We start from the raw sequence: 13,298 nt of genomic DNA on the forward strand, positions 1-13,298 counted from the left end.
CGGACATTCGATGGGAATCACAGACGATCTCTTCGCCGAACAGACTGCACCGGACGGCGAACAACTGACGCTCGGCGATTACGCCGAACGTGCTTATCTCGACTACGCGGTGAGCGTGGTGAAGGGCCGCGCGCTGCCCGACGTGTGCGATGGACAGAAGCCCGTGCAGCGCCGCATTCTCTACGCGATGAGCGAGATGGGCCTCGCGGCCAACGCCAAGCCGGTGAAGTCGGCGCGCGTGGTCGGCGACGTGCTGGGTAAATATCACCCGCACGGCGATCAATCGGCGTACGACGCGCTCGTGCGTCTCGCGCAGGACTTTTCGATGCGCTATCCGCTCATCGACGGTCAGGGCAATTTCGGCTCGCGCGACGGCGACGGCGCAGCGGCCATGCGATACACCGAAGCGCGTCTGACGCCGATCGCGCGTTTGCTGCTCGATGAAATCGATCAGGGCACGGTCGATTTCATGCCGAACTACGACGGCTCGTTCGAAGAGCCGAAGCTATTGCCCGCGCGCTTGCCGTTCCTGTTGCTGAACGGCGCATCGGGCATCGCGGTCGGGCTGGCGACGGAAATTCCGTCGCACAATCTGCGCGAAGTCGCGCAAGCCGCTGTCGCGATGATCCGCGATCCGAAGATCGGCCACGCGGGCTTGATGGAGAAACTGCCCGGACCGGATTTCCCCGGCGGCGGGCAAATCATTTCATCGCCGACGGAAATCTCGACGGCCTACGAAACCGGACGCGGCAGCCTGAAGGTGCGTGCGCGCTGGAAGATCGAGGATCTCGCGCGCGGCCAGTGGCAGGTCGTCATCACGGAATTGCCGCCGGGCGTGTCGAGCCAGAAAGTGCTCGAGGAAATCGAGGAACTCACGAATCCGAAGATCAAGCTCGGCAAGAAGACGCTCACGCCCGAGCAGGTGCAGACCAAGCAGTCGATGCTCGCGCTGCTCGACGCCGTGCGCGACGAGTCGGGCAAGGACGCGCCCGTGCGGCTCGTGTTCGAGCCGAAGTCGAGCCGTATCGATCAGACCGAGTTCGTCAACACGCTGCTCGCGTACACGAGCCTCGAATCGAACGCGTCGATCAACCTCGTGATGATCGGCTCGGATGGCCGGCCGCGTCAGAAGGGCATCGTCGAGATCCTGCACGAGTGGATCGGCTTTCGCTTCGTCACGGTGACGCGGCGCACGCAGCATCGTTTGGGCAAGGTCAACGACCGCATCCATATTCTCGAAGGACGAATGATCGTCTTCCTGAATATCGATGAAGTCATCCGCATCATCCGCGAGTCGGAGGAACCGAAGCAGGCGCTGATCGCGCGCTTCAATCTCTCCGACCGGCAGGCCGAAGACATTCTCGAAATCCGCCTGCGTCAGTTGGCGCGGCTTGAGGCGATCAAGATCGAACAAGAGTTGTCCGACTTGCGCGACGAAAAGACGAAGCTCGAAGAACTGCTCAACAGCGACGCCGCGATGAAGCGCGTGCTGATCAAGGAAATCGAAGCGGACGCGAAGCAGTACGGCGACGAGCGCCGCACGCTGATTCAGCAGGAGAAGCGCGCGACGTTCGAGGCGCGTGTCGTCGACGAACCGGTGACGGTGGTCGTGTCGCAGAAGGGCTGGGTGCGCGCGCTGAAGGGCCACGGGCTCGATCCGGCGGGCTTCACGTTCAAGCAGGGCGACGGGCTGTACGCCGCGTTCCAGGCGCGCACGCCGGATTCGCTCGTCGCGTGGGGCAGCAAGGGTCGCGTGTATTCGGTGCCGGTTTCGGCGTTGCCGGGCGGACGCGGCGATGGCGTGCCGGTGACGTCGCTGATCGAGCTCGAATCGGGCACGCATCTGCTGCATTACTTCGCGGCGAATGCTGAACAACAACTGCTGCTGGCATCGAGCAACGGCTTCGGCTTCATCGCGAAGCTCGGCGACATGGTGAGCCGCCAGAAGGCCGGCAAGGCGTTCATGACGATCGATGAAGGCGCGGCACCGCTCGCGCCGATGCCCGTCATTCCGGGCGCAATCTATGTCGCGTGCTTGTCGAGCGCAGGCAAACTGCTCGTCTTCGGCATGGACGAGATGAAGACGTTGTCGGGCGGCGGTCGCGGCGTCATTCTGATGGGCCTCGATCCGAAGGAAACGCTGCGCCAGGCGCTCGCCATCGATGCGCGCGGCGTGATGATGATCGGCACCGGGCGCGGCGGGAAGGTGAGGGACGAGAAGCTCAGCGGATCGCAGTTGCAACTGCATCTCGGCAAGCGATCGAGAAAGGGAAGGGCGCCGGATTCGTCGTTGAAGGTGACGGAGCTGCGGCCGGTGTTCGAGGGGTGATGTTTCAATGGGGCGCCGCGCGCGCTCCATGACAGCATGAAGCCCGCTCAGTGCGGGCTTTTTATCGTCTGTCGTTCGCGAGATTCAGACATCAATCATTTCAACGCTTCTTGGCATCAGTCAACCCAAGCTCTCGCAGCTGATGCGTGGCCAGTTTCGCGGGCTCGGCGAGGCGAAGACGCTCGAACTGCTCGCGCGCCTTGGTCGCAATGTGCAGATCGTCGTCGGTCCACCGCGGCGCTCGGCGAAGCCGGGGCGGGAAAGCTGCCCGGCGGCCGATATCCGTCACTAAGGCAAGCCTCGGACTGGCATGGGGCATCGGCAAAACATATCCCATTCGCGCGATCCTTAGGGTCACGAATAATCCGGTTCTTTCGCGTGCCACGCTGTCATCGTCGAACAAAATCGGCCGGGCGGGGAACTCCACACTCCGCGCGTATTCCTATGCCTTGTGCCTGCACGTACTCAACAACTCAAATCAGCCCCGGAATTCACAATGAACAAAGCCATCGAAGCGGCGCTCTTTCTGCATTTGCTCGGCGTCGCCGTTTGGATAGGCGGAATGATCTTCGCGCATTTCTGCCTGCGTCCCGCGCTCGGCGATCTCACGCCGCAACTGCGTCTTCCGCTTTGGGAGTCGGTATTCGCGCGCTTCTTCAACTGGGTGGGCGCCTCGGTGATCGTCATCCTGCTCACCGGCGGTTTCCTGCTCATGCAATTCGGCGGCGGTCATGCGGCGTGGCCGCTGCACGCGATGGCCGGTCTCGGCATCGTGATGATGCTGATCTTCGGTCACATCCGCTTCGCCGTTTTTCCGCGCATCCGCCGCGCGGTGCAGGCGCAGAACTGGCCCGATGGCGCGAGGGCGGTCGGCACCGTGAGAAGGCTCGTCGTGATCAATCTCGTGCTGGGCGTCGTGACGATCGGCACGGCGGTTCTTTCGCGCGGCTTCTGATTCGACCCGTCGCTTAAACGCCGCGCTCGTCGCTGAGCGCGGTGCTCGATTCGTGGCCGGCGTCCTTGCGCGATCGCGGGGCGTGTCCGCGCGGCCATCCGCATACGCCGAAACGGTCGAGCAGCGCCTGCACGCCATCCGCCGGCACCGGGCGAGAGAACAGGAAGCCTTGCGCTTCCACCGGCCCGAGCGCGGCGAGCCACGCAATCTGCTCCTCGCGCTCCGTGCCTTCGACAATCACCGTCAACCCGAGCGAGCGCGCCAGATTGACGATCGCCGACACCATCACGCAGACGCTGCGATCTTCCGGAATCGCCTGGATGAACGAGCGATCCACCTTCAGCGTATCGACCGAAAAGCGGTTCAGATACGACAGCGACGAATATCCCGTGCCGAAGTCGTCGAGCGCGATACGCACGCCCAGCCGCTTCAGCGCGACGATCTTCTCCTGCACGAGCTCCGGATACTCCACCATCACGGTCTCGGTGATTTCGAGCTCCAGCTTGTCGGGCGGAATGCCGCTCGCCTCGATCGCGCGCGCGACCGTCTCCAGCAAATCGCCGCGCCAGAACTGCACGGCCGAAATGTTCACGGCGAGCGACAGTCCCGTATACCCGTCGCGCTGCCATTGCGCAAGCTCCATGCACGCGGTGTGAATCACGAAATCGCCGACCGCGACGATCAGTCCTGTCGATTCCGCCACCGGAATGAACTCGTTCGCCGGAATGAGCCCGTGCTGCGGATGATTCCAGCGCACGAGCGCCTCGAAACCGGTGATGCAGCGGCGCGTCAGATCGATCTTCGGCTGATAGACGAGGAAAAGCTGCTGCTCCGTCAACGCGACGCGCAGTTGCTGCTCCCACTTCATCAAATGGTCCGCGCGATGCGACAACTGCGGCGAATAGAACTGATAGCAGTTCCGGCCGGCATCCTTCGCGCTGTACATCGCGAGATCGGCCTTCTTCAGCAGATCGATTTCGCTCTCGTTCGACACGGAAAAGAGCGCGATGCCGATGCTCGCATGCAGCACGAACGCGCTGCCGCGCACGTCGAAGGGCGTGGCGAACATCGTCGAGATGTCGTCGGCGAGCGTGACGGCGCGTTGCTCGACGTCGTCGCCCTTCACGACGACCACGAACTCGTCGCCGCCGATGCGCGACAGCGTGCCGCTTTGCCCGACCGTTTCGGCGAGCCGCGACGCGGTCATCTGCAGGACGATGTCGCCGGCGTTGTGGCCGAGCGTGTCGTTGACGGTCTTGAAGTTGTCGAGATCGATGAAGAGCAGCGCCAGGCGCCCGATGTTTTCCGGCTGCGCCACGTCGAGCCTGAGCGCGCGCAGCGTCGAATACCGGTTGCGCAGGCCGGTGAGCAGGTCGTATTCGACGAGATGCGTCATCTCGCGCTCGCGCCCGAGCAGCTTGCCGATGAGGCCCGTCGCGACCGCGAAGAAGCCGAGCATCGCGAGCGAAATGAAGCTCGCCATCAGCAGATAGACATTGCGCGTGTGGTTGTAGTCGACCATCTCCTCGCGCTCGGACAGGCCGACGAGCACGCCGAGCGGATAGCCGTCGATATGCCGGTACGACACGATGCGCTTCACGTGATCGATCGGATCGACGTAGATGCCCGACGCGTGATCGGTCGTCGGATACACGCCGGTCGCGCTGAACGCGGCGTGCGAGCGATCGGCCGGGCCGCTGCGCGCGCTGCCTTTCGCCGGGGCGCTCGCGGCGGCATTCGCGGCGGCGCTCTCGGCCAGGCTGCCGCCCGTGCTGCGCGCGAGCACGGAGCCGTTGTCCGACACGACCGCGATCACGCCTTCGTGCCCGATCGACGCGACGTTGTAGAAGTCGTTCGTGAAATACGCCGGGTCTTCCGACACGACCACGACGCCCGCGAACGAGCCGTCCGGATGATTGAGCCGCCGCGTGATCTGCAGCGTCCAGAGCCCGGATACCCGCCCGCGCACCGGGCGGCTGATGTAGAGCAGATCGTCGTTCGAATGCGCGTGGACCTTGAAGTGTTCGCGGTCGGAGAGATCGATCGGTTTCGGATGCGGATCGGATGTATTGGCGATCAGCGTCCCGTATTCGTCGATCAGCGAAACCTGCACGAGCGTGTCGCTTTGCACGACGCCTTTTTCGACGGTGGCGATCAGATCGAAGTTGTCGGGCGACTTCTCGTACTCGTATTTGACGAAGCGCGTGATCTGGTCGACCTGGTGAATCGCCTTGATGGTGTGCTGTTCGAGCGCCGACGAAAGAATGGCGGCGGACGACATCGACTCATGCGTAGTCGCTTCGCGCTCGACCGACAGCCGGGCGAAGATCACCGCCCACAGCAGCACCAGCACGAAGGTGCCGAGCACGGGAATCGCGAGAAGCGCGCGCCGACGCCGCGCCGACGGCGCGCCGAGGACGGTGTCGGAAAAGGCGTGGGAGCGCGTGCGCTTCATGGGGTGTCCGTCGGCGCTCTGTCGCGTGGCGCCTTGCGTGCTGCGGACTGCGCGAGGTGGATGAAGCGATGCATGTTCTGAGGCGTTCGACCGAAACGAGTGAATATACCGCGCGCGGCGCGCAGCGGATGATCGGCGGATATTTTCTCCGAGACCCGATCCACATCTCGATCCACCTCAGGTCCGCGCGCGACGGCCGTTCGGCGAGCCGTTTGCCGCTGCAGCGCCCGAAGCCCGGCATGAGCGAGACGGCGAGCATCCGGTGTCGTCGAGTGCATACGTTTGCGCTGCGGCGCGAGCGGCTCACCCTCACGACGCCTGTCGCCCGCCGATGTGAACCGCCATTGCGTTCCGATCCCCGATTGTTCAGATATTAACGAAGCCGCCGGGATTAAGAAAGGGGCCGCGCTTGGGGGTATACGCGCGGCGTCGGGCAGCGCGTAGGTCATTGTTTCAGATGCGGAATGTGCCGTCGATCACAGTTACCGAGGCGCCGCCGATCCAGATCGGTGCGCCGTCCGCCGCATCGTCGTATTCGATGCTGACGCGGCCATCGCGGCCGAGCGCCGTGCCCTGTCTCACCGTGAAACGCTGGCCGGGCCGCTGGTCCCGCGCGCGCAGCAGCGTCGCGAGTGCCGCGTTCGCGCTGCCCGTCACCGGATCTTCGATGTTCTCCGCGCCGAGCAGAATCACGCGCAATTCGAACGTCGCGGGTCCGCCGGCTTCGTGCGGTCCATACATGGCGATGCCGTGCGTGCCGACTTCCGCGACGAGCGCCGCGAGCGATTCGCGCGCCGCGCCTTGCAGCGACGTCGCGAAACACTGCGCCGCGTCCTTCACGCGCACGACGAGCCACGGCACGCCGTTGTCCAAGGCGGCGGGCGGCGAACTGAAATCGATTACGGCGGGCGCGAGTGCGGCGGCGAGGCGCTCGCACTGCGCATCTGAAAGCGGCGCGATGGTGGCGGGCGGCGCGGCGAACGCCCACTCGCCGCCATCGGCATCGCCATTGGCATCGCCGCGTTGCGCGAGCTCCACGAGTCCGACGCCGCATTCCTGCACGAGCCGGCCGGGCGTCTTCGGCGTGTAACCGGCATCGATGAGCGCGTGAGCGCTGCCGAGCGTCGGATGTCCGGCGAACGGCAGTTCGACTGCCGTCGTGAAGATGCGTACGCGGTAGTCGGCGCGCGGATCGGTCGGCGGCAGGAGAAACGCAGTCTCCGACAAATTCGTCCAGCGGGCGATTTCCTGCATGCGCTCGGCCGTGCGGCCTTCCGCGTCGAAGATCACCGCGAGCGGATTGCCCTTGAATGGAACGGCTGTGAAGACATCGACCTGCTTGAACTGGACGGTGCGTGAGGACATGGTTTTGGAATGAGTTCGATGGAAGGGCCATTCTGCCCCCAATACACTCCGGCGCGGTCTGTGAAAGGCCGCGGTCCGCGCTTCACGTTGCGGTCTGGCGCCGGGCGCGAGCGACCAATGCGGCGGCAAGCCGCTTCGTCGGCGTTTCACCTTCGACGGTCGACAATGCGAAGTACGCGATCTCGCTGGCGATCGACTATCACCGATCTGAAGGGCGTCTCCGCCGCGGCATACGATTCGCTGACCTTCCGCGTCGCCGTGGTGCGCCCGATGGGGCTGGACCTCGAGTTCCAGAGCTTCGGCCGTCCGGCAAAGTAAGACTCACATGAAGTGACGTGACGCACGCCCCGTTCTCGCGGTCCGGAGACGGGGCGTTGTCATTGGTGCAGGCGTTGGTTCGCCTCCATGCAGAAGCGAAAGCGCGCCTTACGCGACTTCCGCGATCAGCTCGATCTCGACGCACGCGCCGAGCGGAATCTGCGCGACGCCGAACGCCGAGCGCGCGTGCTTGCCGGCATCGCCGAAGATTTCCGCGATCAGCTCGGACGCGCCGTTCGTGACGATGTGCTGCTCGGTGAAATCGAAGGTCGAGTTGACGAGGCTCATCACCTTGACGATGCGCTTGACCTTGTTCAGATCGCCGACGTGCGCGTGCAGCGTCGCGATCAGGTCGATGGCGACGCTGCGCGCCGCCGCCTTGCCTTCTTCCGTCGTGATGTTGTCGCCGAGCTTGCCGACGTGGACCTTGCCGTCCTTCTTCGCGATGTGTCCGGAGAGATACACCGTGTTGCCGCTCTGCGCGCTCATCACGTAAGCGGCGGCGGGCGCGCCCGCGACGGGCAGGTCGATGCCGAGTTCCTTCAGCTTGTCGTACACGTTCGATGCCATCGGTTGCTCCTCTAAACGTTGAAATCAGATGCTCGCGCGGATCAGCGCGCCGAGCTTCGCGACGCCTTCGTCGATCGTGGCGGGCGGCACCGTCACGAACGAAAGACGCATGGTGTTGTGTTCGGCTTCGTTGGCGAAGAACGGGCCGCCCGGCACGAAGGCCACGTTCTGCGCGATCGCCTGTTCGAGCAGCTTCATCGAATCGATGTGTTGCGGCAGCTTCACCCACACGAACATGCCGCCTTCCGGCCGGTTCCATTCGACGCCCGCGGGCATGTGGCGTTCCAGTGCGTCGAGCATCGCGTTGCATTGATCGCGATAGAGCGCGCGGATCTTGGGAACGTGCGTGTCGAGGAAGCCGTCTTTCACCACTTCATAAACGATGCGCTGCGTGAGGCTCGGCGTGTGCAGGTCGGTCGCCTGCTTGGCCTGCACGAGTTTGAAGTGCAACTCCTCGGGCGCGATGATGTAGCCCACGCGCAGGCCTGGCGCCAGCACTTTCGAGAACGAGCCGAGATGCACGATGTGATCGGGCGCCATCGACAGCATCGTGGGCAGCGGCGCGCCCGCGTAGTCCAGCGCGCCGTAGGGATCGTCCTCGATCACCGGGAACGACGCATTTTGAGCCAGCGCGGCGAGCGCGCGGCGGCGTTCGAGCGGCAGGCGGCGGCCGGTCGGGTTCTGGAAATTCGGCTGCGCGTAGAGCAGGCGCGCGTTCGCGGTGAGCGTGGCGTCGAGCGCTTCGGGGATCAGGCCCGATTCATCGGTCGGCACCTGCACGTAGTGCGGCTCGAAGAGCGAGAACGACTGCAGCGCGCCGAGATACGTCGGCGTTTCGACGAGCACGCGGCTGCCCGGATCGACGAGCGTCTTGCCGAGCAGGTCGAGCGCCTGCTGCGAGCCCGTCGTGATGAGCACCTGCGTCGGACGGATATGCGCGCCGTTCACCGAATACCGCTTCGCGATCCACTCGCGCAGCGGCATGTAGCCTTCGGTCGCGCTGTACTGGAGCGCGGCGGCGGGCTGGTCGCGCAGGATGCGTTCGGAGGCGTGTCGCATTTCCTCGACGGGGAACGTCGCCGGCGAGGGCAGGCCGCCCGCGAACGAAATGACTTCCGGCCGCTCCGTGACCTTCAGGATTTCGCGAATCGCCGAACTGGTGAGCTTGCGAGCACGTTCGGAGAGTTGCCACGGCGTGGCGCGGAGATCGGCTTGATTCATGAAATGCCTCGATTGTCTCTGGGGTGATTTCTTATCGCGGAACGTACCGCAAACGTCGATTATCGCGCGAAGGCGTCATCTTGCGTGCGTCGTGCCGGCAGCGACCACGGCCGGCTGCGGCGCGGCGCGCACGGCGGACTTGCGCCCGAGCACGACCGTCACGATGACGGCGGCCGCGTACAGCCACGTCGACCCGCTTACGTGCTCGCCGAAGAAGAGCGCGGAAAACGCCATCGTGAAGAAGATCTGCAGCAGTTGCACTTGCCCGACGCGCGCGATGCCGCCCATCGCGAGTCCGGCGTACCACGCGAAGAAGCCGATGAACTGCGAGAACAGCGTCACGTAGCCGAACGCGAGCCAGGTCTTGAGAGCGAGCGGTTCGGGATGCGTCGCGTGGCTGCCGAACAGTTGCGCCCACGCGAGCCAGCCGACCGGCAGCAGCAGGAACGGCGCCGAGAGCACGAGCGCCCAGCAGATGACCTGCCAGCCGCCCATCTGACGCGCGAGCCGCGCGCCTTCCGCATAACCGAGCGCGCCGATGCCGACCGCGACGAGCATCAGCAGGTCGCCGGCCTGCAGCCCGCCGCCGCCCGCCTGCAACGCGAACGCGACGACGATCCCGCTGCCCGCGATCGCGCTCGCCCAGAACGCCTTCGACGGCCGCTCGTGCGAGAGCCACGCGGCATAGATGGCGACGCACAGCGGCTGCAGGCCGTTCACGACCGCGCCGTGCGACGCGGGAACGGTTTTCATCGCCCACGCGGAAAACACCGGAAACGCGATGATGACGCCCAGCGCGACCACCGCGAGGCTCTTGACCTGCGGCCACGTCGGCAGCTTTTCGCGACGCCACAAAAGCAGCGCGGCGGCGGGAATGGCCGCGACGAGCGCGCGTCCGAGGCCGTTCAGGATCGGATTGACTTCCGCGACGACGATGCGCGTCATCGGCAGCGTCAGGCTGAAAATGACGACGCCGATCAGGCCGAGCAGCATGCCTTCGGTTTCGCGGGTCTTCATTGTGCGGTGTCTCCGTGGTCGGTCATGTCGGGTGATTCCGTTTTCTTCGGGCGACGTGGCTTCGATGCCGCCCGCGCCTCGGCCTGTTCCGCCGATTCGCCGAGCGTGAGCGTCGTGCCATCGGGCAGATCGAACTGCGCGACGAGCACCGGCGCGCCCGCCGTCTCCTCGACGCGCATCAGATGCGCCGCGCCGAGCCACGCGAGCTGCTCCGCCACGGCCCGCGCGCGCGGATGAAACCCCGTCAGCGAACGCAGCGCGATGCCGGTTTCCGGCAGCGCGCCGCTCGGATGACGCGGCGTGTCCCACTGAATCAGCGACGGCAGCACGCCATCGCCGGCGCCCTGCCAGGCGGGGAACGCGCCGTCGTCGGGAACGGTCAGGCCCCAGGTATTGCCTGCGCGCGACATCGCCGCGACGGGCGCGATGCGCTCCGGATACTGCTCGCGCCAGCGCGCGAGCGACTTCGGCCGGTCCACGCGCGCGACCCAGTGCACGAGCTGCGGTCCGTGCTCGTCGAGGCGGCGCTGCATCGACGGATCGTCGAGTGCGAAAAGGCGTGGCCGCGCTGCTTCCGCATTCGCCGCCGGATCGATCGCGATCACTTCGAGATACGCGCCGCCCCACAGATTCAGCAACCGGTTATGCGTGCCCATCAGCGGATGCGCGCCGCCGGGCGCGGTTTCCACGCCGAATTTCGCGGCGACGAACTGCGCGCCTTCTTCCAGCGTGCGTGCGGCGATTACGAGGTGATCGAGTTTCAGTCGATGGTCGGTCATGACGGGCAAAGCGATAAAAAGGGCCGATAGCATAGCGCTTCGTTCGCACGCGACGCGCAGCCCGAAAGCAAAATGTAGCCGCTTGCACCGGAACAGTAACGGTACAATCGGCCCCATACTATTCGGTACACTTTTTGACGGCCCAGTCACGCTGCGCGCCGCAGACCGGAGGCCCGCATGTCCGTTCCGCTCGATCAGATTCCCGCCCCGCACGACGCCGCGCAGCTCACGCTCGTCGATCAACTGGTGCAATGGGGGCGCAGGCGCATCGACGAGCGCGTATTTCGTCCGGGCATGCGGATGCCGTCGATCCGCAAACTCGCGCTGGATAAAGGCGTGTCGCGCTTTACCGTGGTCGAGGCGTACGAGCGGCTCGTCGCGCACGGCTATCTCGATTCGCGGCGCGGCTCCGGTTTTTACGTGCGCGAGCGCATCGCGCCGACGCTCGTCGCGAAGGGCGAGACGCCCGCCGTCGCGGCGGATCGCGAGCCGGTGCAGAACACCATCGACGTGGTCTGGCTGCTGCGCAACATGCTGCATACGTCCAGTCCTGAAAAAGGGCCGGGGCTCGGCTATTTGCCGGGCCGCTGGCTCGACGGCGAATTGATCACCAACGCGCTGCGCTCGCTGTCGCGCCAGAGCGGGGCGCAGATGCTGGGCTTCGGCACGCCGCAAGGCTTTTTGCCGCTGCGCCAGCAGTTGCAGACGCGGCTCGAGGAACTGGAGATCGGCGCGTCGGCGGCGCGGCAGATCGTGCTCGTGTCGGGCATCACGCAGGCGATCGATCTCATTTCTCGCCTTTATGTGAAGCCGGGCGATGCCGTGATCGTCGGCGATCCGGCGTGGTTTCAGATGTTCGGCCGCTTCGCTTCGCAGGGCGCGCGGCTCGTCGGCATGCCGTACACGCCTGACGGCCCCGATCTCGATGCGCTGGAGACGCTCGTCGCGACCTGGCGGCCGAAGATGCTCATCATCAATTCGGTGCTGCAGAATCCGACCGGCACGTCGCTGACGGCGGCGCAGGCGTACCGCATCCTGCAACTCGCGCAGGAATACGACTTCATCGTCGTCGAGGACGATGTCTACGGCGATCTGTGTCCCGCTGGCTTTCCCGCGACGCGCCTCGCATCGCTCGATCAGTTGAAGCGCGTGATCTTCCTCGGCAGCTTTTCGAAGACGCTCGCGGCGAATCTGCGCGTCGGGTATATCGCGGCGGCGCCGGAAGTCGCGAAAGCGCTCGCGGATCAGAAGATGCTCGTCGGCATGACGAGTCCCGAGCTCAACGAGCGCGTCGTCTACAAGGTGTTGACGGAAGGGCATTACCGGCGTCACGTCGAGCGGCTGCGGGCCCGGCTCGACGGCGTGCGCGACAAGACCGCGCGCATGCTGGAAAAAACCGGCCTCAGACTTTTCGCGCCGCCGGCTGCGGCGGGCATGTTCCTGTGGGCGGACGCGGGCATCGATTCCGATGGACTCGCGGCAGCCGGACACGAAGCCGGCTTTCTGCTGACGCCCGGCAGCCTGTTTTCGCCGCATCAGTCTCCGACGACGTGGATGCGCTTCAACATCGCCAATTGCGGCGATCCGGCCTTGCCCGCCTTGCTGTCGAACTATCTGGAAAAGGCCGCGCGGCGCAGCGCCTAGCGGCGCCGTCCGGCAAGCCTTGGCAGATTGCGGCGCGCGGCGGGCGCGCGGATGAACTCCGCGAGCACGGTCTCATAGAGCGCGAGCGCGCCGGGCGTATGCCGGTAGCGATGCTCGTAAAGGCGGTTTTGCCCGTCGCAGAACTTGAGCGCGAAATAATCCGCGAGCAGGTTGCCTTGCGCTTCCATGTTGTAATCGCAGAGGCGCTTGTCATCGGCGAGCGTGTACGCATACCGCAGGCCGATGCGAATCGCGCCGCGCAGCCGCACCGGATAGCCGAGCTGGAATTGCCAGACATGCGTCATCTCGTGGATGAACCACATGCGGTCGGCGATGTCGCAGGCGGAGAAGTCGTCCTGAAAACATCCGCGCGGAAAATAGAGGTTGCCGTTCGGCGCCATCGCCGTGCGGCGCGGCTGCAGGCCGAACGGCAGATAGGCGCGCGCGTGCACGCGCGCCCGCGAATAGTCGATGGCGTCGCGGAAGATCGAACGGGCGATGTCGATCTCGCCGGGTGTGAGTGCGCGGGCGGTGCGGTGCATGCAGGCATCATAACGGCGTGCACGTCGCTCTTGAAATCGAGCGGCGCGCCCTTATATCGGACGAATTCGGCCAACACGGCCAACGCATCCGCATCAACGAAAT

General features: G+C 65.2%; 11 protein-coding genes. 4 read left to right on the plus strand and 7 right to left on the minus strand.

The annotated features are described in order from the left end of the window. The first annotated feature begins 10 nt into the window (after positions 1-10). The 3 genes from parC (at position 11) to NCT05_RS05310 (ending at position 3,284) form a co-directional block, all read left to right on the plus strand. Positions 11-2,329 (plus strand): DNA topoisomerase IV subunit A, encoded by a 2,319-nt coding sequence (gene parC / locus NCT05_RS05300; protein ID WP_250439413.1) that lies wholly within the window; start codon positions 11-13, stop codon positions 2,327-2,329. 142 nt (positions 2,330-2,471) lie between these two features. Beyond that, a complete protein-coding gene (locus NCT05_RS05305) occupies positions 2,472-2,621 on the plus strand; it encodes a hypothetical protein (RefSeq protein ID WP_350030073.1) in 150 nt (49 codons plus the stop codon). Between the two features lie 204 nt (positions 2,622-2,825). Next, positions 2,826-3,284: a CopD family protein gene (locus NCT05_RS05310; protein ID WP_008350729.1), complete on the plus strand. Its 459-nt coding sequence runs from the start codon at positions 2,826-2,828 to the stop codon at positions 3,282-3,284. Positions 3,285-3,297: 13 nt separating this feature from the next. Here NCT05_RS05310 and NCT05_RS05315 read toward each other — a convergent pair whose 3' ends face one another. The 6 genes from NCT05_RS05315 to NCT05_RS05340 all read right to left on the minus strand — a co-directional run bounded on the left by NCT05_RS05315 (position 3,298) and on the right by NCT05_RS05340 (position 11,009). Next, a complete protein-coding gene (locus NCT05_RS05315) occupies positions 3,298-5,739 on the minus strand; it encodes a bifunctional diguanylate cyclase/phosphodiesterase (RefSeq protein WP_034471280.1) in 2,442 nt (813 codons plus the stop codon). A 453-nt stretch (positions 5,740-6,192) separates the two neighbouring features. Further along, positions 6,193-7,104, minus strand: a complete 912-nt coding sequence (locus tag NCT05_RS05320; RefSeq protein ID WP_250501847.1) for a PhzF family phenazine biosynthesis protein — start codon at positions 7,102-7,104, stop codon at positions 6,193-6,195. Positions 7,105-7,530: 426 nt separating this feature from the next. Continuing rightward, entirely contained in the window at positions 7,531-7,992 is a 462-nt protein-coding gene (locus NCT05_RS05325) for a RidA family protein (protein ID WP_008350722.1), read from the minus strand. Positions 7,993-8,016: 24 nt separating this feature from the next. Next, positions 8,017-9,213, minus strand: coding sequence for an aminotransferase-like domain-containing protein (locus NCT05_RS05330; protein WP_250456507.1), 1,197 nt, complete (start codon positions 9,211-9,213; stop codon positions 8,017-8,019). Positions 9,214-9,288: 75 nt separating this feature from the next. Then, positions 9,289-10,230, minus strand: a complete 942-nt coding sequence (locus tag NCT05_RS05335; RefSeq protein WP_008350719.1) for a DMT family transporter — start codon at positions 10,228-10,230, stop codon at positions 9,289-9,291. Continuing rightward, positions 10,227-11,009 carry a VOC family protein gene (locus tag NCT05_RS05340; RefSeq protein ID WP_051079033.1) on the minus strand — a complete coding sequence of 261 codons (783 nt, stop codon included), beginning with the start codon at positions 11,007-11,009 and terminating at the stop codon, positions 10,227-10,229. The genes NCT05_RS05335 and NCT05_RS05340 overlap by 4 nt, the downstream gene beginning before the upstream one ends. Positions 11,010-11,186: 177 nt before the next feature. Here NCT05_RS05340 and NCT05_RS05345 point away from each other — a divergent pair, with 177 nt between their 5' ends. After that, a complete protein-coding gene (locus NCT05_RS05345) occupies positions 11,187-12,653 on the plus strand; it encodes an aminotransferase-like domain-containing protein (RefSeq protein ID WP_034471274.1) in 1,467 nt (488 codons plus the stop codon). On the opposite strand, the gene NCT05_RS05350 is transcribed toward NCT05_RS05345, so the two are convergent. Continuing rightward, positions 12,650-13,195: a hypothetical protein gene (locus tag NCT05_RS05350; protein ID WP_008350716.1), complete on the minus strand. Its 546-nt coding sequence runs from the start codon at positions 13,193-13,195 to the stop codon at positions 12,650-12,652. The two genes, NCT05_RS05345 and NCT05_RS05350, sit on opposite strands and share 4 nt — an antisense overlap. Between the last annotated feature and the right edge of the window lie 103 nt (positions 13,196-13,298).

The sequence above is a fragment of the Caballeronia sp. AZ7_KS35 genome (genome assembly GCF_023631045.1).
Classification (GTDB): domain Bacteria; phylum Pseudomonadota; class Gammaproteobacteria; order Burkholderiales; family Burkholderiaceae; genus Caballeronia; species Caballeronia zhejiangensis.

Coding starts and splice junctions, on each gene's coding strand:
- NCT05_RS05320 (WP_250501847.1), bottom strand. CDS start 7,104: ATGTCCTCACGCACCGTCCAGTTCAAGCAGGTCGATGTCTTCACAGCC.
- NCT05_RS05330 (WP_250456507.1), bottom strand. CDS start 9,213: ATGAATCAAGCCGATCTCCGCGCCACGCCGTGGCAACTCTCCGAACGT.
- NCT05_RS05335 (WP_008350719.1), bottom strand. CDS start 10,230: ATGAAGACCCGCGAAACCGAAGGCATGCTGCTCGGCCTGATCGGCGTC.
- NCT05_RS05345 (WP_034471274.1), top strand. CDS start 11,187: ATGTCCGTTCCGCTCGATCAGATTCCCGCCCCGCACGACGCCGCGCAG.
- NCT05_RS05315 (WP_034471280.1), bottom strand. CDS start 5,739: ATGAAGCGCACGCGCTCCCACGCCTTTTCCGACACCGTCCTCGGCGCG.
- parC (WP_250439413.1), top strand. CDS start 11: ATGGGAATCACAGACGATCTCTTCGCCGAACAGACTGCACCGGACGGC.
- NCT05_RS05305 (WP_350030073.1), top strand. CDS start 2,472: ATGCGTGGCCAGTTTCGCGGGCTCGGCGAGGCGAAGACGCTCGAACTG.
- NCT05_RS05310 (WP_008350729.1), top strand. CDS start 2,826: ATGAACAAAGCCATCGAAGCGGCGCTCTTTCTGCATTTGCTCGGCGTC.
- NCT05_RS05350 (WP_008350716.1), bottom strand. CDS start 13,195: ATGCACCGCACCGCCCGCGCACTCACACCCGGCGAGATCGACATCGCC.
- NCT05_RS05325 (WP_008350722.1), bottom strand. CDS start 7,992: ATGGCATCGAACGTGTACGACAAGCTGAAGGAACTCGGCATCGACCTG.
- NCT05_RS05340 (WP_051079033.1), bottom strand. CDS start 11,009: ATGACCGACCATCGACTGAAACTCGATCACCTCGTAATCGCCGCACGC.